This window comes from Methanosarcina sp. 2.H.A.1B.4 (genome assembly GCF_000979385.1).
In the GTDB taxonomy this organism is placed as follows: domain Archaea; phylum Halobacteriota; class Methanosarcinia; order Methanosarcinales; family Methanosarcinaceae; genus Methanosarcina.
Genome location: NZ_JJOV01000014.1, coordinates 61,795 through 81,040, shown reverse-complemented (window position 1 = coordinate 81,040; position 19,246 = coordinate 61,795). Strand labels below are relative to the sequence as shown.

The 19,246-nt window shown below is 43.0% G+C and carries 19 protein-coding genes; 5 read left to right on the top strand and 14 right to left on the bottom strand.

Going from position 1 to position 19,246, the window contains the following annotated elements:
- Positions 1-144: 144 nt before the first annotated feature.
- The 4 genes from EO92_RS02875 to EO92_RS02860 all read right to left on the bottom strand — a co-directional run bounded on the left by EO92_RS02875 (position 145) and on the right by EO92_RS02860 (position 4,417).
- The gene (locus EO92_RS02875) at positions 145-1,797 is read right to left on the bottom strand and encodes an AMP-binding protein (RefSeq protein WP_048169137.1); all 1,653 of its coding nucleotides are present in this window, start codon (positions 1,795-1,797) and stop codon (positions 145-147) included.
- A gap of 95 nt (positions 1,798-1,892) precedes the next feature.
- A complete protein-coding gene (locus tag EO92_RS02870) occupies positions 1,893-2,342 on the bottom strand; it encodes a thioesterase family protein (RefSeq protein WP_048169135.1) in 450 nt (149 codons plus the stop codon).
- Positions 2,343-2,449: 107 nt separating this feature from the next.
- Positions 2,450-3,028, bottom strand: coding sequence for a helix-turn-helix domain-containing protein (locus EO92_RS02865; RefSeq protein WP_048132585.1), 579 nt, complete (start codon positions 3,026-3,028; stop codon positions 2,450-2,452).
- Between the two features lie 291 nt (positions 3,029-3,319).
- Positions 3,320-4,417, bottom strand: coding sequence for an NADH:flavin oxidoreductase (locus EO92_RS02860; protein ID WP_048169132.1), 1,098 nt, complete (start codon positions 4,415-4,417; stop codon positions 3,320-3,322).
- Positions 4,418-4,462: 45 nt separating this feature from the next.
- Between EO92_RS02860 and EO92_RS17430 the strand changes: the two genes are divergently transcribed.
- Positions 4,463-4,615, top strand: a complete 153-nt coding sequence (locus tag EO92_RS17430) for a hypothetical protein (protein WP_156165709.1) — start codon at positions 4,463-4,465, stop codon at positions 4,613-4,615.
- 259 nt (positions 4,616-4,874) lie between these two features.
- Here EO92_RS17430 and EO92_RS02855 read toward each other — a convergent pair whose 3' ends face one another.
- The 10 genes from EO92_RS02855 to EO92_RS02810 form a co-directional block, all read right to left on the bottom strand.
- A complete protein-coding gene (locus EO92_RS02855) occupies positions 4,875-5,618 on the bottom strand; it encodes a cytochrome c biogenesis protein (protein ID WP_082107921.1) in 744 nt (247 codons plus the stop codon).
- A 167-nt stretch (positions 5,619-5,785) separates the two neighbouring features.
- Positions 5,786-6,466, bottom strand: a complete 681-nt coding sequence (locus EO92_RS02850; protein WP_048169130.1) for a heme exporter protein CcmB — start codon at positions 6,464-6,466, stop codon at positions 5,786-5,788.
- A gap of 136 nt (positions 6,467-6,602) precedes the next feature.
- The gene (locus EO92_RS02845) at positions 6,603-7,316 is read right to left on the bottom strand and encodes an ABC transporter ATP-binding protein (RefSeq protein ID WP_048169128.1); all 714 of its coding nucleotides are present in this window, start codon (positions 7,314-7,316) and stop codon (positions 6,603-6,605) included.
- A 390-nt stretch (positions 7,317-7,706) separates the two neighbouring features.
- Entirely contained in the window at positions 7,707-8,267 is a 561-nt protein-coding gene (msrA, locus tag EO92_RS02840; RefSeq protein ID WP_200896728.1) for a peptide-methionine (S)-S-oxide reductase MsrA, read from the bottom strand.
- 120 nt (positions 8,268-8,387) lie between these two features.
- Positions 8,388-8,981: a YbhB/YbcL family Raf kinase inhibitor-like protein gene (locus tag EO92_RS02835; protein ID WP_235283143.1), complete on the bottom strand. Its 594-nt coding sequence runs from the start codon at positions 8,979-8,981 to the stop codon at positions 8,388-8,390.
- Positions 8,982-9,327: 346 nt separating this feature from the next.
- Complete coding sequence (locus tag EO92_RS02830; protein ID WP_048161484.1) at positions 9,328-9,534, bottom strand: hypothetical protein; 207 nt, start codon at positions 9,532-9,534, stop codon at positions 9,328-9,330.
- A gap of 254 nt (positions 9,535-9,788) precedes the next feature.
- Entirely contained in the window at positions 9,789-10,667 is an 879-nt protein-coding gene (locus EO92_RS02825; RefSeq protein ID WP_048169124.1) for a DUF362 domain-containing protein, read from the bottom strand.
- Positions 10,668-11,090: 423 nt separating this feature from the next.
- The gene (locus tag EO92_RS02820; RefSeq protein WP_048169122.1) at positions 11,091-12,290 is read right to left on the bottom strand and encodes a potassium channel family protein; all 1,200 of its coding nucleotides are present in this window, start codon (positions 12,288-12,290) and stop codon (positions 11,091-11,093) included.
- A 150-nt stretch (positions 12,291-12,440) separates the two neighbouring features.
- The gene (locus EO92_RS02815; RefSeq protein ID WP_200896727.1) at positions 12,441-13,019 is read right to left on the bottom strand and encodes a magnesium transporter; all 579 of its coding nucleotides are present in this window, start codon (positions 13,017-13,019) and stop codon (positions 12,441-12,443) included.
- Positions 13,016-13,642, bottom strand: a complete 627-nt coding sequence (locus EO92_RS02810; RefSeq protein ID WP_048132576.1) for a magnesium transporter — start codon at positions 13,640-13,642, stop codon at positions 13,016-13,018. The genes EO92_RS02815 and EO92_RS02810 overlap by 4 nt, the downstream gene beginning before the upstream one ends.
- 707 nt (positions 13,643-14,349) lie before the next feature.
- On the opposite strand from EO92_RS02810, the gene EO92_RS02805 reads away from it, so the two are divergent.
- From EO92_RS02805 to EO92_RS02790, 4 genes are all read left to right on the top strand, one after another.
- Positions 14,350-15,456 (top strand): hypothetical protein, encoded by a 1,107-nt coding sequence (locus EO92_RS02805; protein ID WP_048169120.1) that lies wholly within the window; start codon positions 14,350-14,352, stop codon positions 15,454-15,456.
- A 141-nt stretch (positions 15,457-15,597) separates the two neighbouring features.
- The gene (locus EO92_RS02800; protein ID WP_235283142.1) at positions 15,598-16,317 is read left to right on the top strand and encodes a hypothetical protein; all 720 of its coding nucleotides are present in this window, start codon (positions 15,598-15,600) and stop codon (positions 16,315-16,317) included.
- Positions 16,318-17,321: 1,004 nt separating this feature from the next.
- Positions 17,322-18,260 (top strand): DUF2971 domain-containing protein, encoded by a 939-nt coding sequence (locus EO92_RS02795; protein WP_156165708.1) that lies wholly within the window; start codon positions 17,322-17,324, stop codon positions 18,258-18,260.
- 552 nt (positions 18,261-18,812) lie between these two features.
- Positions 18,813-19,025: an Lrp/AsnC ligand binding domain-containing protein gene (locus EO92_RS02790; RefSeq protein ID WP_082105926.1), complete on the top strand. Its 213-nt coding sequence runs from the start codon at positions 18,813-18,815 to the stop codon at positions 19,023-19,025.
- Positions 19,026-19,246 lie beyond the last annotated feature (221 nt).

The following is a 19,246-nucleotide window of genomic DNA, read 5'->3' as shown; positions in this document are numbered from 1 at the left end:
AGTATCGAAGCTGATACCAAAGAAAAAGCTTATCAAGATTGGGAAGCGGAAAAGCACTAATGAAAAAGGAAAAAACCTGAAAACTGCTTTTTGAGTTTTAATTCGAATAAAAAAGAAATCGACCCGAAGGTCGATAGTACTGAATTAGTTACCGTTTGTCTCTCTATTTTTCAGAAGCTCCAAAGCCAGTTCCTTGAGCTTGTATTTCTGGATTTTGCCGCTTGCGGTCAGAGGGTACTCATTTACTATGAAGACATGCTTCGGAACCTTATAGCGTGCGATCTTGCTTATGGCATAGTCCCTGACATCGGCTTCCGTAAGGTCTGCACCTTTTTCGGGGATAACAAAGGCTCCTACGAGTTCCCCATATTTCTTATCGGGTATACCAACCACCTGGGCATCTTTGACACCGGGCATGGCGTGCAGGAACTCTTCAATTTCCCGGGGATAGATGTTTTCCCCGCCCCGGATGATCATGTCCTTTATGCGTCCGGTGATCCTGTAATAACCTTTCTCGTCACAGGTCCCAAGGTCTCCGCTGTGCAGCCAGCCCTCTTCATCAATCACTTTTTTAGTTTCTTCCGGCATCTTGTAGTAACCCTTCATGATATTATATCCACGGCAGCAGAGCTCTCCTACTGTGTTAGGAGGCACTGGCTCATTTGTGGATGGGTCAACCACTCTGACTTCAACGCCAGGGAAGGACTTTCCCACGGTCTCAACTCTGAGTTCTACAGGATCGTCGATAGTTGTCTGGGTCATTCCCGGAGATGCTTCCGTAAGCCCGTAGACACTCGTGATCTGATGGCAGTGCATATCTTTTACGACCTTTTTCATGGCTTCCACGGGGCAGGTAGAACCAGCCATAATCCCGGTCCTCAGGGTAGAGAGGTCGAACATATCAAACATGGGATGGGTGTACTCGGCGATGAACATCGTAGGTACGCCGTAAAGTGCGGTACACTTCTCTTTCTGGATTGCAGCAAGCACAAGCAGGGGATCGAAAACCTCAAGCATAACAAGCGTTGCCCTGTGGGTCAGGACAGCCATAACCCCGAGCACGATTCCAAAGCAGTGGAAAAGAGGTACGGGCAGGCAGAGCCGGTCTTCATGGGTGAATTTCTGGCGGTCGCCAATGGAGAGCCCGTTATTCAGGATATTTTTGCTGGTCAGCATAACGCCTTTCGGAAAACCGGTAGTCCCTGAGGTGTACTGCATGTTGACCACATCATCCCCGCGAACATTTGCCATAATCTCTTTAAGCTCGTCGTCCGGATAATGGCTGCCAAGGAGCATTAGCTCGTTGGTGTTGTACATTCCCCTGTGCTTTTCCTGTCCAACATAAATTATGCTCTTCAGGCATGGGAAATTTTTACTTTTCAGGCGCCCTCTTTCGGAACTTTTTAGCTCAGGGACCAGTTCATTGATAATATTCAGGTAATCAACGTCCCTGAAACTATCGATAAGAGCAAGTGCCTTCATATCTGACTGTTTGAGCACATACTCAACTTCATGGCTCTTGTAGGCGGTATTTACCGTAACGAGCACTGCCCCGATCTTTGAGGTGGCAAACATGAAGGTAAGCCAATCAGGGACGTTCTTTGCCCAGATCCCTACATGGTCTCCCTTTTTTATCCCGATTGCAAGCAGCCCTTTTGCAAGGTTGTTTACCCTTTCATTGAATTGACCGTAAGTAAAACGCAGGTTACGGTCCGGATAAATGATAAACTCGTGTTCAGGGTCTATAGCTACCTGTTTTTCAAAGTATTCTCCTAGAGAATCTTCTATAAGATGCATGGTTTCAGCCTCTTTTTCTGGACTACTTTCAGAAACTTCAAGCTTATGAATGGGGGTTTATATCCAGGCCAGTCAAGGGCGTTCCTGAAGTATATTTAAATCGAGCAGGGAGAATCCGTTTCTGCGTCCACCGGGGAGGCGTCCATTGAAGGGAACATGTGCCTTTTAAGGACCTCGCGGATAGATTCCGGAAGGGGGAACGCTTTCTGGAGTTTGAAGTCATAATAGACCAGTACTGCCTGGCCTTTGACCTTGAGTTCCCCTTCCTGCCAGGCTTCATGCCCGACAGTAAAGGAACTATTACCGATCTTTGCAACAAAGGTCCTGATCTCCACATCGGACCTGAAATACATCTGGTTCACAAAATCAAACTCGGTTCTTACAAGAATCAGGTGCCACACATCAGGGCTAAGGTTAAGGTCCGGTGAGAAAAGCCTGAAAATGGAGTTTCTTCCCGTTTCGAACCAGACTGGAAGGACTGTATTGTTTACATGCCCCAGACCATCAATATCTCCAAAGCGCGGACTAACATTTATACTGAACATTCTGGATTCCCTAGCTTTTAATATCTGTACTCAATTACCAATTTTTTAATCAAAACTTCTGCCATTGAAGTCACAGTCTTACTCTCTTACCTACTCAACTGAGGCTCTCAGAGAGGAGCATAGACTACAGCCATTATTCGGGCATCCTCTGTTCCCGCTGCATGGAGGTCATGAGGAACAATGGAATCGTAATAGATGCTGTCTCCGACACTCAGCCTGTGAACATCCTTGCCGTAGAAGATTTCAATTTCTCCGGAAAGGACATAGATGAACTCCTCCCCTTCATGAGAAGAGAGTTTGTGGCTTTCCTCAGGAGAGGGATGGATGTCAATGATGAAAGGCTCCATATGGCGGTCTGCTTTATCCGAGGCAAGAGCGTAAAACTCAAGAGCACTCTTCTTTGGTCTCTCGGTCTTTCCGGAAAAACGGACCACATTTTCGGATAGCCCTGCTCTTACCACTACAGGCCCGCTCTGGGGCATGTCGTCTAGAAAAGTCCCGAGACGGACGCCTAAAGCCCGAGCAATCTTTAAAAGAGGGGTTAAGGACGGAACGAGGGCTCCGTTTTCTAACTGCTGGATTAACTCCACGCTGCTCTGACTGGCTTCAGCCAGTTCTTCAACAGTCATATCCTGGGCTTCTCTAAGATGACGTATCTTACCGCCGACACGGTTCTCTTCTGACATAATTCTGTTTCCTCAAACACATTTTTTAGGTAACGGATCTGGCAAAAAAATGTAAACCAGAATCCCTATAAACAGCCTGTAAAGCTTATCTCTTTTGTATCTCTCTATTATAAAAAATATACGTTCAGACCCGCTTTTCGAAGTAATAATTAAAAAACAATTGTTAACAAAAACCAAAAACCAGTTAGAAGAAAAAAGGAAAAATTAGAAAAAAAGGAAAATGGAAAAAAGTAAAAAGTAAAAAGTAAAATCGGGAAAAGTAAAAAGTAAAAAACTACCGCTTTCCTGAACTCACTGAAACTCGAAATTGCACCTGATCCCCTTAGGATCAAAACAGAGGTTGCAGGATACACACCTTGCCTTTTTAGCCTCTCCTGATTTAAGCTTTAAAACAAGGTCAGGTTCGCTGATGAACGTCCTGCTCATGGATATAAGGTCTGCAAACCCGTCTGCAAGAAGATCCTCCATAACAGAAAGAGACCTGATACCACCTACAAGGATTACCGGGATATCCACTGCACTTTTGATCATTTTTGAGTAGTTCTTGAAATATGCCTCTTTTGCGGGAGAGTTTATTGCAGTTTTTATGGTTACCCCGCCTGCTTCACCTATCCCTCCGCTGACCTCGATTGCACATATACCTGCCTTTTCCAGAAGCTTTGCAATTTCCACGCATTCAGGAGCATCGAGTCCCAGCCCTGCCTTTGAGGAACCTGGCAAAAAACCATCCGTTGCATTCATTTTTACAAGAACAGGAAAATCGTCCCCAGCTTCCTCTTTTATGCGCTTTACTATCTCCGTAACTATCCTTGCCCGGTTTTCGACGGAGCCTCCCCACCTGTCATTCCGCCTGTTTGTGTAGGGAGAGATGAAATTGCTTAAAAGGAAACCATGGGCACAGTGAAGCTGGACTCCGTCAAACCCTGCAGCCTTTGCCCTCACAGCTCCCATGGTAAAAGCCTCAATCATTTCAAGGATTTCCTTGTCGGTCATCTCCCTGGGGACTACTGACGAATGCCCGTTTTTGACCACTGACGGAGCAATCGGAACCGGATATTCGTCCGAAATGTCTGCCTGCCGTCCTCCATGCACTATCTGGAGCACTATCTTGCTTCTGTACCTGTGTACCCTCTCGGTTATCTTCCGGTATGGCTCGATGAAACGGTCATCGTAGATGCCCTGCTGCAAATTATCGCTCTGCCCGCCAGGGAGGACACAAGAATAACCTGTTATGATCAGCCCGACTTCATTTTTTGCAAGCTCTTCATAGAGGTCACCGAGCCGGGAAGTGAGCGTTCCGTCTTCTTCGGCCATGAATTCATGTGTTGCAGACCTTACAAATCGGTTCTGGAGTTCCATGTTACAGAATGTGACAGGGTCAAAAATCATGGGAAAAAATAGGAGAAGGAAAGGTAAATAATTATCCCGGATTCTTTGAAAAAGAAAACTTCGTGTTCAGGCACAAAGTTTCTCTTAGCTGTTACAGGAAAAGGAAGGGAGAGGAGGAGGAGGGGGAGGGAGGGGAAGGAAGGGAAGGAAAGGGAAAGAAAGGGAAATTTACTCAGGAAACTTCAATTCCAAACGTAAGAGGGTTATCCGGATCATCGATAATGTAAATGTATAGTTTTTCTGAGAAACTCAGATTCGCAGCGTAATCCGCCTGTACTTACTCTTCATAAGTAAATTCATTGTCCAGAATAATTTCATACTTGTATTGCCCCAATTCGGCATCTATTTTCGGCGAGGCTATCTCGTCTTACCTATATCTGGTGTGGTCTATAGATATTATGTAAGCTGGGCTAAAAAAGAAAAGGATGAATAAATTAACTTGGGCAGATCAGGTCTTTTATTCCGCATATCTGCGTGAGTCAAGTTCCTCTTCCATCCGCTCATTCTGCACTTTCACGGAAAAGAGGGTGAGGAAGAGCAGGAAATAAGCTATGAAATTGACAAAGAGAGTCAGTTGAAGTGCTGTCCCTTCAAGTCCTCCTCCGCTTCCGCCTGTGTTTCCTCCGAACATAAGAGGGTGAGCTGAGCGCCAGAGCCGGATTGAAAAGAAACTCAGGGGTACGGACATGAAACCTAAAATTCCGAAGACTGCCGAGAGTCGGGCTCTTTTTTCAGGCTCTTCGAGGGCTTTTCTGAGCATCGTGTAGGCGAGGTAAACAAGGAAGAGAACCAGGGAGGTGGTCAGCCTGAGATCCCAGATCCAGTACCAGCCCCAGGCATCCTTTGCCCAGATCGAACCCGTGACAAGCACCAGGAACGCAAAAAGGGTTCCCACTTCAGCAGCCGAGCGGGCATAGATGTCCCATTTGAGAGATTTATCCCGGAGGTAGAGGATGCTTGCGGCAAATACGACTCCAAACGCCAGATAGGATATAATTGCTATTGGCATATGGAAGAAAAAGATCCTGAAGCTTCCGCTCAGAACCTCGCCTGCTTCGTCCTTTATCGGAGGCAGGTAGAAAAAGAGCATATATATCGCAAGAAGCATTACACTGGCAGTTGCAACTGCCAGTACTCCGGTTTTTCTGGAATTTGATGCCATTTTGTTCACGTGTCTTGAGAGATTAAAGATAAAGCACAAGTTCAATACTGATACTTGTTATTAATTCGATTTACTTCGTTTATTATTGATTCGATTTTGATCGCTGTCTCGAATGACCTTCTGTTTACTATTTTCCTTATCCCCTCTTTTTTCTTTTCGTCCCTTTTTTCCTGCCAGGAAAAACTCATTCAAACCTCAGTCAGACCTCAGTCAGAAACAACATATTCAAAGACCAGATGCGAGATTACAAAGAACGCAAGGTCGTAAACTGCAAGCAGCCTTATTTCAGGAATCAAATTCCCGATGCTGTTTCCTGCAAGAATTCCGGCAGTTGCTTCCACTGCAGGGATCAGGACAGGCAGGAGTAAAGGCAGGAGAAGGACAGGCAGGAGAAGTTCTCTGGTACGGGTACCAAGGGTAAGGGCAGAGAGCAGGGTCCCGACAGCAATAAACCCGAAAGTCCCGAGGAAGAGGATGAGCAGGAGCAGGAGCAGGGTTCCGATTCCCAGGCTGTAATTGAAAAGTATGATAAAGAAGGGCAGGGTCACAGCTTCCATAAGAAATACAATCGCAAGGTTGGAGAGGATTTTTCCGGTATAAATCGCCCCTCTGTCCACAGGGCAGAGCATAAGGGCTTCAAGACAGCCGTTTTCAGTTTCCATTACGAAGGTCCTGGAAAGCCCGAGCATTCCGGCAAAGGTGAAAGCAATCCAGAGAACACCGGGAGCAAGTTTTTCAACTTTTTCAGTATCCCCTAGAAAATCCCCGAAAGAAATGCTGAAGACCACAAGCACGAGAAGCGAGAAAATGAACATTGAGTTGAGCATCTGTTTTGTCCGGAACTCGGCTTTAAGGTCTTTTGCAGCGATATAAAAGCTCCGGATCATTTTTAAAACTCCTGTTTTCACGTTATCTGTTACTTTATCCTGATTTCAATATTTATCTTTTTATATTTGCATTTTTTAATATTTGCATTTTTTAATATTTGCATTTTAATCGTGTTTTCGTTCTTAACTTTTGGGCTCATGCGAGCATAGAGTTGCATTTTTCCCTGAATTCCTGAAAACCTGAGAAATTTACCTTAAATCCATCATATACAAACTTTCCTTTATTCAGGATAAGAACCCTGTCACAGAGGGCAAAGCCCCTTTCAAGGTCGTGGGAAACCATTAATTTTGTGCTCCCCTGGAATTCAGGGCTTTTGAGGAGATTTTCGAAAACCAGGGAGGCTCCGGGGTCAAGCCCTGTATAGGGTTCGTCCAGGAGGAGGAGGGAAGGTCTGTGAAGCAGAGCCCTTGCGATGGAAAGCCTCTGTTTCATGCCTCTTGAAAAAGTGCTGACCCTTTCATCTGCTTTTGTTGCAAGCCCGACTTCATTTAAAAGCTGTAAAATTCTCTTTTCGAGTTCCTGACTGTTTATTCCATACATCTTCCCGAAAAAATGCAGGTTTTCTTTTGCAGTAAGATCTCCGTATAAGTAGGAATCATGGGAAAGCATCCCTATTTCGTTGCGGACCTTTTCCGGCTCTTCAGTTATATTAAACCCGGCCACGAAAACAGAGCCTCCGGTAGGCTCGATCAGAGTTGAGATCAACTTCAAAAGAGTGGTCTTTCCAGCCCCGTTAGGGCCAAAAACAACCGCAAATTCGCCTTTTTTGAGGTCAAGGTCAAGGGCTTTCAGGACAGGAGTTTTCCCGAAAACTTTTGATAGTTCCCTTATAGAGACCGCGTTTTCCATCGGACCTACTTTGAGAATCCCTCTAAATTAATCTTTTTATATGGTCTGTGATTTATCGGCCCGTAACTTTGCACTGGATTATGGCTCGGTATAGTCTAATGCTGTATAGTCTAATGCCTGTATAGTCTGGCTGTCCGAGCATGAAAGTATAGTCTGAGGCATGAAAGTTATAGTCTGAGGCATGAAAGTTATAGTCTGAGGCATGAAAGTTATAGTCTGAGGCATGAAAGTTATAGTCTGAGGCATGAAAGTTATAGTCTGAGGCATGAAAGTTGTAGTCTGAGGCATGAAAGTTGTAGTCTGTGCATGACCCGGTTGTACATGACTTTTTCGCACATTTCCGGATCTATACTGATTCTGCCTGCAGAACTTGTCTCCAGCAGTTATTTCTTAAAACTTCCTGAGTATATTCTTCAAAAACCCCTTCTTTTCGAAGTACTGCTGGTGGTAATCTTCTGCCATATAGAAATCAGAAACCGGTACTATTTCGGTTACGATAGGATTTTTGAAAGCTCCTGCCTTCTCGAGTCCTTCCTTTGAGGCTAGAGCAGCAGCTTTTTGCTCCTCGCTGTGGTAAAAAATCACGGAGCGATACTGTTTTCCGACATCTGGTCCCTGCCTGTCCTTTGTTGTAGGGTCATGGACCTTCCAGAAAACATCCAGCAAGGACTGATACGAAACAACTTTGGGATCGAAAATGACCCTTATGGCCTCTGCATGCCCGGTATTAAGGGTGCAAACCTGCTCGTAAGTAGGCTTTTCAAAATGCCCTCCGCTGTAGCCAACTGCAGTTGCAACCACACCTTTTACCTGCCGAAAAGCCTCTTCAATTCCCCAGAAACAGCCTGCAGCAAAGGTTGCCTTTTCCAGGCCCTCTTCAGGGTTTTCAAATATGTCCGTACTCTCTTCAGGTGTTGCGTTTCTCTGTTCAGCCTTTTTATTTTCTTCCACTATCTTCCCCCCAGTCTTAAAGAAAATCAGGTCTGCCTTATGATCAGGGCATATTTCATAATCGAAGCATGCCGCATAATAAAGGTATAGCTTACTCAGGATAAGATCCTTTTTCTCGGATCAGGTTTTACCGTATTTCCCCATCAGTTCCCCTTCAGCAATAATATGCCCTATCATTTCGCTTTCAAGCTCGTTTCTCCCGGACCCTGCTTTGAGCTCAAGCTGCCTGTCCAATGCATAAACTCTGAAGAAGTACCTGTGCGTGCCTGAGGAAGGGCATGGACCGCCATAGCCGATCTTCCTGAAGTTATTAATTCCCTCAATCCCGGGGATACTATCCTCCTCTATTTTTGCCACCGGCTCGATATTCCAGACGACCCAGTGAGTAAATGGATTCATGGGAGAATCAGGATCGTCCATGATCAATACCAGACTTTCGGCCTCCTCAGGAATGTTAGTAAATTCCAGAGGCGGATTTATGTTTTCCCCATTACAGGTATATTTTCGGGGGATAGTACTGTTAGATTCAAACGCGCTACTAAAAACCTTTATAATCTGGAAGTCCATATTTTCATCCCCTTTCCCGGCATCGGAAGAATCTTCATCTGCAGGTGCTTCAATCTGCTCATTTTTAATACATCCCGAAATCAGGAGCACTCCTGCAAACAGGAACATTAAAACAACTGCTCCGGCTTTTCTGTTCACGTACAGCACCAGTCCCTGCGATCAGAGAAAATTGCTTAACACTAATAATGTTAAGGCTGAAGAGATATAACCTTAAGGATTTTATCTCAGAGCCCAACTTTAAAACTTGAACTGAAAGACCGTAGTCTAAACTAATTTGGAACCTGATCTTAAAGCCCGTACTTCTCAAAAAAACTTAAATTCTCCGAATTGAACTTTCCGTACGGTTAAGTCCGTCTTTCGGAATTCCCGGGCTACACCACCGGTGTCGGTACCTCCGGTAACCTGAAAAAACAGGTTTAAAAATAAACTGCAGCTCAGGAACAATCTTTAAAGCCATCTCTTGATAAAGATGAAGCTCTGAAAGGCAGATAACTCAATCTTCAACATCAAGAGACTGAATTATATCGTTAACTGTAAGCTCCCCTTTACCTACGCGCCGTACAAGCGGATAGATAAATGCGCAGTCATCAATTGCTGCCCAGCGAGCTTCACCTACGCGTCTTATAACTTCGTTCATAACTTTGCCACAATCGTTGCAGTATCTTGCATCGCTCTCTGCTTCACAAATTTCGCATTTCATAGAAAATACCCCACTAATCTATGTGGTTGTCGAAAATAAATAAATTTTGGTGATATGTGAGCATAATTGCACAGTCATTGAAAAACGGGAGCTGAAATGATTAAAGGTACAGGTGTCTTGGTACAGGTGTCTATCCTTTAAAGCCTTCCAGGTTTTCACCCTCAGCCAGCTCTTATTCTCCCTGGAACTATGGCACTTTCGGGAATCTGATACCTCCGGAGATCTTTTTCAGATAACACAAGGTAAAGGGAAGGTCAGGCAAGGTTGGCAATAATCTCGTTTATCTCCTCTACCCCGGAGCCCTTGACCATGACCTCTTCTTTGCTGCGCACCCCCAGTCCCAGCTCCACAGCCCTTTTGATCTGGGGCTGAGCCCAGACTGAGTTCATCTGGATCTCAGGAACCGTGCCCAGGGTTTTCAGAAGGGCAAGTCCTGTAGTGTCGTTTGCAATCACATCCGGGCTTGCCAGGACAATTCCCGGTTCCCTCAGAGTCCCTATATTCGGGCCGTCGGTAACAAAGCACTTTGTAGCATCCGAGATATAGAAATCAGGCTTATAAACGAGGTTAGACTCAGCAATCATGTTTCCGAAAAGCACATCCATCCCCTGCCCGTGAGGAAGCTGCCTCCTATCCCGGTCTGCAGTTATGCTGATCTGGGACTTAAGGCCCATAGTAAACGTTGCAGTCCAGTGAGTCTTTATTACCGGAAGAGCAATCGTGTAATCTATTGACTTCAGAAACTCAGGCACATCAAATCCCCATGGCCAGGAGTAAGCCTTTCCGGGCTCCACATGTTCGCGTTTCATGTGGTCGAATGTCAGGATCTCATCAGCTCCCTCAGCCTCCGCAACCTGCCAGAGCCCCAATCTGTTAAGCACTTCCTCCGTATTCAGGGGGGTCATCGACTTCTCAGCCACGATTATTTTTCCAGGATTGCATCTTTTTACTTCCCTGATAGCGCCCCTCAAAACCTCGGGATTTGTCGAACCCGGTGCAGGGTCTGCAGTATTTGCGTTCGGCCGGATCAAGACAGTTGACCCTTCCTTGATTCCAAGCCCACCTGCCAGCTCCACAGCTGTCTTCACGGACTCCAGAGTATCCCGATTTCTTGAAAGTCCAACAATTACCATACCAAACTCCCATAGAGTAATTGTAACCCGAGGTATAAAAATCAGAAATATAATTGATTTCTGTGTGCTTAAGCAAAGAGCAAACGCTGATTAATCAGTGATATTTTCAAGATATCCAAAACCCGCCAGATCTGTCTCCCCCCGCGCGCCGCACAGGGCTGTAACCGGCCTCCCGGCCAGAGAAATACATTCCCTGGGTATGAAAGCCGAGCTCCACCAATATTTGTAATTTAGTCAGATTAAGCGAAGCTCACTGCTGCTATAAGCCATAAATAAGTCCTTTTGAACACAGCGAAAAGGACCGTGGGCTGTTGCGATTACATCGCAACTCCCAGAAAATATCCGATTTCCTGAGATCCCGAATCACAACTCGGACGAATCGCAATTCGGGCGAGGCGCAATTCGGGCGGCGAAACTCGGATGTTACTGGCGTAACTTGCACTCGCACATCTCTATGAGCGCCACTTCTCCGATTCTTGAACCGCGGGCAATAAGCGTATCTCCTGCCTGAACAACAGTATTGCCTTTGGGAGCATAGACCCAGCGTTCCGCTCTCTTAATTGCCATTACATGCAGCCCGGTTTCGGTTTCGAGTCTCAGTTCCGAGAAGGTCTTGCCAACTATTGGAGAGCATTTTTCGACCTGGAGCCGTGTGATTACCTCTTCGGAGTTCCTGACTGCAAGGGTTATGATCGGGTGGAGCTCAATATCCCTGAGGACAGTATCTGCAATCCCGTAGGCAGCATCCGAAATTGCTTCCGAGGCGCTGGCAAGGTGCAGGATTCCCCTGAGCATGTTTACATCTTCAACGTGTTTTGCAGTTTCAAGCACCCAGTGCTGAAGTTCGTACTTCATGGAATCCATTTCGGACTCAAGGGCGCTGACCTCATATGCGATATCTTCGTTATCGAAGAGGATAGCAGAGTACGCAAGCCCTACCGAGAGTTCAGACATGTTTTTCATGTCCACGATTATGTCCACGGCATGTTCGAGGTCCTTTAAGACCTTATCGTGCTCGATTTCTCTCGGAATAAACTTCCTTGTCGTCACCATTTGAAAGAAAAGAGGGACACCTTCATCATGCCCCCTGGCGATCAGCACATCTCCCTGGCGGAGTCGGGTTTCCTTATCAGGATCGTAAATCCAGTCCTCGCTTCTGCGGATCGCAATTACCCACATCCCGGTCTCGATATCAAGCTCGAGGTCACCAAGAGTGCGCCCGGTCATTACAGATTCTGCAGCAACGGTTGCCCTGACAATGGTTTCTTCTGCTTCCCTGAGGGCTACCTTTAGCTCCATAGGAATGCCCATGTTCATGAGAACGATTTTGGCAATGTCGCCTGCAGCGTTTGCTATATTTTCCGAGGATGCAGCAACCTTCAGAACTCCCAGGAGTTCTTCAGCTTCATCAACCCTGCGCGTGCTTAACATTGCAGCCATCTTCATATTATAGTCGAGGGTATCCATTTTATCTTCAAGGTTAAGCACCTCTTCTGCGATGTCCTCATCATCATAGACCATTGCAGAATACGCAAGGTCTACCATGAGTTCGGAAGTATCCTTCATCTCAGTCAAAAGGTCTATAAGATTCCTTGGACTGTATCTGAATTCTTTAGGGAACATGGTCTATGTATCAACTCTACCTTATTGTTGGTGTGTATGAGTATATACCTCATAGTAATTATTAATTTTCGAATTATTCTGAATTGGAAGGCTTAATAGATTAAATAAAAATATTCTGGATAAAAGTAATAATATTAAGTCGCATCCCATTTATATAATTTCCAGCAAATGCAGGGCTATGAAGATCCCCATAACCCCTACGAGGTCTCCAAGACTTGCTATTAAAGGGATAACAGTATCATCAGGATCTATCCCGAAGCGGTGAGAAGCAAAAGCAATGGCAACCGTTGCAGAGTATACAACTATAAGTTCTATAACAACTGCAATAAGGCTGATTTCCAGCAGGGTAATGAAAGGCATCCCAAACCCCATAAATTTGCTTGCAAAGAAAACCAGCACACTGACAGAAATTGAAGAAACAAAGCCCACAATTGACGCTGCAATAACGCTGTTATGGACCACAGGGTTCCTGTAAATCCGGTCCCCAAGTCCCATGTGGAAAGCCGATGAGAGTCTGGCACCCAGCATACTGCCCGTATCGCCCCCGATCTTGATAAGGGAAGGAATAAGGATCAGGATTGCAGGCATGGAAAGCAGGCTGTTTTCTCTGGTGTTAAGTATCTGCCCGACAATGATTCCTATTACGCAGGTGACCGAAAGAACGGGAAGCCCTCGCTGGATAATGCCTCTTACAGTGTAATAGCTGGTCTGCCTCCCGGTTTTTCTCAAAGCATCACCACCAGTTTTGCTGAGAGAAAAAGCATGAACATGGAAACGATATCCCCGATAGTTGCAATTGAAGGCGTAACAACATTATCGGGATCGAACCCGAACCTGAACATACCTATGGCAAGCAGGACAGCAACAAAAGAGAGGATTACTCCGGAAGTAAGGGCAGAAATCACACAGATAAGGATAAGTTTGAAAGCTCCCGCACTTTCAAAACCCAGGGCAAGGGTGACAAAATGCCCTAAAAATCCGAGCAAGATCGCCATAAAAAAACCAAGAAGAAGAGAACCTGAAATATTATTTGTCAGCTCAGGGTTGTTCCTGTCTATGTCAGTGATCAGCCCCATATGGATCGCACTGCCTAACCTGGAACCAAGGGTTGAGGAAATATTCCCGCGCAGCCCGAGCACGCCAGGATAAATAACAATTAATCCGGGAATCATTTCAAGTTCGCTGGTCATTCCTGAAAAAATGACCCCTGCGATAACCCCTCCTACAGTCGCCATAAGTTCAAAAGGCAGCGCCTCACGTACTATTGAAGAGACACTCGCGTACTCGCTGAGATACTTGTCTCTAAACTGGGATTCGAAGATGTCCTCATCCCTGTGCGACTCGGGAGGCATGCGGTTGTATAATACGCTGATATTATTAAAATAATAGGGAACTTTCGAAAAGTGAGTATGTATATAATTTTTCTATTTCAAGTCTGTACAAAATAATAGAAAAAAATTCAATCTTAGTTATTGAAGGTGGCAATTTACCCGACATTACGAAGAATAAGGTCGGATAAGTCCCAACCTTATATTTTACCAAATTTTGAAGTTGTTGTCGTTTTTGCCGTTACTTTGTAAAATACCGAACGTAGTTCAGGGGAAAATTTCTGAACTGACAAAGAGAAAATGTTTTGATGTAGCGAAGTCCGGACTGTTTTTGAGCCAGCCCTGTGAACTGTATAAAGTGGATTTATTTACAGGCTCATAGGAATGAAGAAAGGATGAACCCATGTCATGCTATTCTCTTTATTATATAATTGCCTGAATGCGAATAGAGGGATGCTCAGATATATAGTTTCTGACCACGGTCTTTAACAATCAACGTTCGGGGGAAAATTGCAGACTCTAAATGAGTATGAAAAACGGATAGTTAGAGAGAATGGTCAGAAAACTTATAAGGAGATAACTAAGAGGAATTCATGGAGTTCAAAAGTATTTTCCAGATAACCCGAACTCCATGAAATACACCCTAAGAAACATAATCATTTTAGCTTTGCGTTTATTTAAAGCTTGCTTGATCCTGTCTCTTGGGTAAAAAATAACCAGGAGTGAAATAAATGATTAAGAAAAAATTTGGAATAGGAATACTTCTTTTAGCAATGCTGGTTGGTATGGCGTTAATACCATCAGCAATGGCTTCCACTGAAGAACAGCAAACCGACCTTACTAAAGATGCTGCTCAGTTAAAGATTGAGGCTCTGGAAGCGGAGCTCGGTGAAGAAGGAATGAAGGAAGTTGCAGATTACTTGGAGCTACAGGCTTCTTTACCGGATGTAGTGAAACGTATGCCGTATAGGGGACTTGCTTTTGCTGCTACAGATCCTGAAAGTCAAGCCATTAAAATGGAATATATTGATAACTTCGATGTTTCTGAAAAGGAAAAAGAGAGGTATAAAGCTGGACTGCAAGACATATGGGATAGGTATCCAGATAATATCACGGAGGATGACTATGCTTTCATGAGTGAGTTGGGTCCAATGATCGAGAAAGAGGGTTTAAAGAATTATAAAGGTGAGGATATTGGCGTAAAGTGGTATGCAAATTCTCATCAAGATTTTGCTTACTATGCTTGTGATGGGTCTACTTATAGAAATGATGCTAAAGATGCAGCTGATGACCCGGATGCTTCTGGCTTTGAGCTTCCGGGATATCGGTACTATAATCATTACTGGGATGCTGATTGGCATGTAGGGGGTGCACCAGGGTGTTGTGATGCTTATGCAGGTGGTGCGCAAATCTGGGCTGATAATGGACGTATGGCGGACGCACATCACGACTTTGGAATTGCCAGTCACTATTTGTCGGATGCTGGCAATCCGTTCCATTCAGCTGGAGCAGTTGATCAGGTTGGGAATTTCGTTGCGAATCTGTTCACCAGTAATAACCATGATTTGTATGAGAATTATATCTACAATAATTGGAATTCAGGGGTTAATTTTCGTAGCTATGTCAGTAGCAATACTCAATCTATTACTGTGACGGATCCAGAACAGGCAGTTAAAGATAACGCTGATTATAGTGCTCAGTATTATGACTTTATTTGGGATAAGGTGAATAATTATCCTAACACGTTCGATTCATATTTCTACGTACAGTACTATACTCTTCTATGTGTCCAAAAAACCGCAAAGTATAACCATGGATTGTATGATTATGTCATGTAAAGATTGACATAATCTGAATTAGAGTTTATATTTATGAAGATGCCTTTGAAAAGGTATCTTTTTCTTTATTTCCGTGGTTCAGTAAGTTGTCAAATTTGTGGTTAATTTAGATCCTTCCCAGGAGTGGATAGGTGACAAAATATGAGGACTCGTTACAAAATAATTGTACTACTAATAATCATTTCTGCAGTGTTGCTGTCTTTCTGGTGGCAAGACCAGAAGCAGAGAATGTATGATAGGAATCACATTAGCAGTTATGATTACTATATCGAGTTAACTACAGACTCGACCCTGAGCAATGTTACTCTTTACCTTCCGCTCCCGGTGATAAACAACACATCATCCGTAGGCACAGATATTGTAGAGCATCACTTCAATGACTATGATCCTTCATGGAAATATTCCCTGGTAGATACGGAGCACGGATTAATGCTTTCTATAAAAAATGAGAAAATAGAGCCAAAATACACTACCCGAAGTAAAGATTCAAAGAAGATTCTGTCTCCAAACATGTTTAGCATGACCTTATTCACTAACCAGACAATAGATACAATGAACCCGCTGGGCAATGAAATGGTTCTTATGCCCAAGTACAACCTTACGCATAATGTCACCAGAAGACCTTATCCACCGGCATCTGATAAATTTGATTATGAAAGCAAGATGTATGCCTACTATGATACATCCTCGGATGCAAACGTCAGCATTTCCATCTACCTGAACGGACGTAATGGATGGTGGATCGGAGGATGGCTGTATAACAGTTATTGGGAAAACATGGAAATTAAGTTGTCCGGACCTCAGGCTGGATGGACAACAGTAAATGGTCAACTTTTTACAGGAGAAGGGACGTACTATTAATATGAAACGTCGCCTGTTTTCAGAGACGGCTTCCTGATTTATTACCTGTTACACCCTAATTAATCCTAATATTTTACTTGCAGAATTTGACTTTTAAAAAAAATGCAGTCAAACTCAATAATTCAAAAAAGAATTCTGAATCTGGTTATGGTAGTAGCTCAGATGAAAACGAATCTAGCAAAAATAACTCTATTCCAGACTTCGAGACTGAGGTTTATTTGAAAGCTTAGTCTGCCTAATTCCTGAAAGAATTATTCCTGCAACAACTCCTTTCACAGTCGCAAGAAGCTCAAAGAGAAGCGCCTCGCGTACAATTGAGGAAATGCTCGCATATTCGCTGAGTTACATATCGATATACTGGGATTCGAATATATCCTCTTCCCTGTGCGACTCGGAGGGCATGCGATTGTATTATACGCTGATATTATTAAAATAATGGGTAACTTTCGAAAAGGGAGCATCCAGCTTCTAAAATCAAGCCAAATTTCAAAACTTTGCACACTTTTGGCTTGCTTCAATATGTTAGGAAAGGATAATTATGCATGAATCTAGAAAAACATACATTGTATTAATCTTTTTATAGTAATCTGTGATATATCATAATATGACTGAGGAAAGTGTAATTGATGGATTGGTAAATACATTTATAGAGTATTTTGGCATACCACTAGCTTATCTATTTTTTATACTTTTACTAATTGGTTTACTTATTTTATATGCTAGATGGCAAGACAAAAAAAGAAATTGGTAAACAATTATATGCCTTTGCCAAAGCATCCAGCATTCCTTCCAATCTCACAATATCTCATCTACTACTTTTAGAGTCTTATAAGGGCAAGCCAGAAAACTCAGCCAGCGGGCTTCAAAGTTACTCAAAATACGCTAACGCAGTCCGATAGGGTTATTGGCAAGATCATTCTGAAGGCTTACGCAGTTTAACAGATAAGAAGCAGGTCAGTACAAAATGGTTAAATCAAAGAATATCTCACTTGTTAGTGATTCAAATGACCGGTAAAAAACTGTTTTATAAGTATCAAAATCTCGAAGAGAAAACGGATAAAGAAGGTAAAAATAGGAATTATAACATAGAGAACTTATCTCAATATCAATTATATTTCAGTAATCCAACTAAATTTAATGATCCTTTTGATTCCAGAATATATTGGTGTTTTCAGGGTATAGAAGAACAATATATTGATTTTTATAGTCGGCAGTATGGGTTAGATTGTAAAGTAGCAAAAAGCTTAATTGACTCTTTCTGTGAAAATGAATATTTTGAAAAAAATGGAGATCTTATTTATTTTGACTTGGAAAATGTAAAATATAGAAAACGTCTGGAACAAAAAGGGTTTGAATTTCATGGACATTTTAATCAGGAAGATTTGCCAATAGTTTGCTGTTTTAGTGGAACGGGTGAAAGTATTCTGATGTGGAGTCATTATGCTGGCAATCACCAAGGTATTTGCCTTCGCTTCAGGTCTATGAGATATGGGAACAACAAAGATAGCGATGATTATGAAAGTCCATTTTTGATGGTAACTTATGAGAAGGAGGTTTCTACTCAAGTGAATTTGTTGGATGAAAATATTAACGCAAGAGTAAACCAATTTCTTCTGAATAAATTTGAAGATTGGACTTATGAAGAAGAATACCGAATAATAATAAGCAGTGATGATGTACTTAAAGGGCTACTTTCTGAAAATGAGTTTAAAAGCGGCTTGGTGAAATACCAAAAAGAAGATTTGGAAGGCATTGTTTTCGGTATGAAGATCAATCACGAAAACGCTAAATTAGTTTATGAAACCGTTAAGATGAATTACTTGGATGAAGGTATTACCGTAAACTTCTATGAAGCCAAAGAAATTCCACGTAAGTATGAAGTAAAAATTAAGCTAATAGATGATGTGATGAAGTATATCAACGACCTTCCAAAAAAAGAATAATTAACAGCATCTTAATACTTTCTTAAGCTTCTGCACTGGAGCATAGCAGCCAATACTGAGTGATTTATGACCCTGCAAGAAGGAAAAAAACTTGAAAACCTGCTTGCTGTCTGTTTATCTTAAGAAGTTTGGGGCAAGTAAGTAATAAGGTAGAAACTGTGAAATGAAAGGCTCACCCCGTTTGCCAAAATATATATTTTGTAAGATTTAGGGAATCAAGGTTTCCTTGACTCCATTTGTGGTTCTTGTGTTAGGCACTTGCAGGAATTACTGGTAATTTTAGCCCAGAACCCTATATGTTAACAATGATATAATTATCTTCTTGGTATTAATAGGCATATGTTTCTTTTTGCTGGCTTGTTATTTTTGTACTCTTTAATCCTTAAAATCGTGTTACTGGGCCAATGGTATATTCGTTTGTTCTTTTTAAAATCTTCTGAGAAAGCAATAGGGTTTTATTTAATCTGACCTATGTTAAATATTATCCTGAAGACTTTAAATTGTAATGAAACTAAAAAGGATAGGTTTTATACTTTGGTTATAGGAGTTACAATGATAAACGTGCTGCCAGGATATGAAAAGGCAGCATACAGGGAATTGAAGAATATAGAGGGAATCAAGGACGTCTACCATGTTTTCGGAGAGTACGACTTTGTCGTGATTATAGACGTTAAAGACCTGAGCATCCTCAATACCGTGGTAGACAGAATAAGGGAAAGCGAAACTGTAACCGCGACCCAGACAATTGTCGGTGCGGAACTTTGAGTAACCCGGCGCCTGAAAGCATGAGACTCCGGCAGAAACGAGCCTGAAGAGTCGTTATCTTTTTTTGCAGGCGCTAATATTTATTACCTTGCACTTTTATTAAGTAAGAACTCCTGCTAAGTAAGAACTCCTGCTTTATGACAGATTCTCTTGCTGTCAACTACCCATCACGGAAGTGACGGGAATCCTGCTTAGTTCATCTTGAAAAATGTATTAAAACC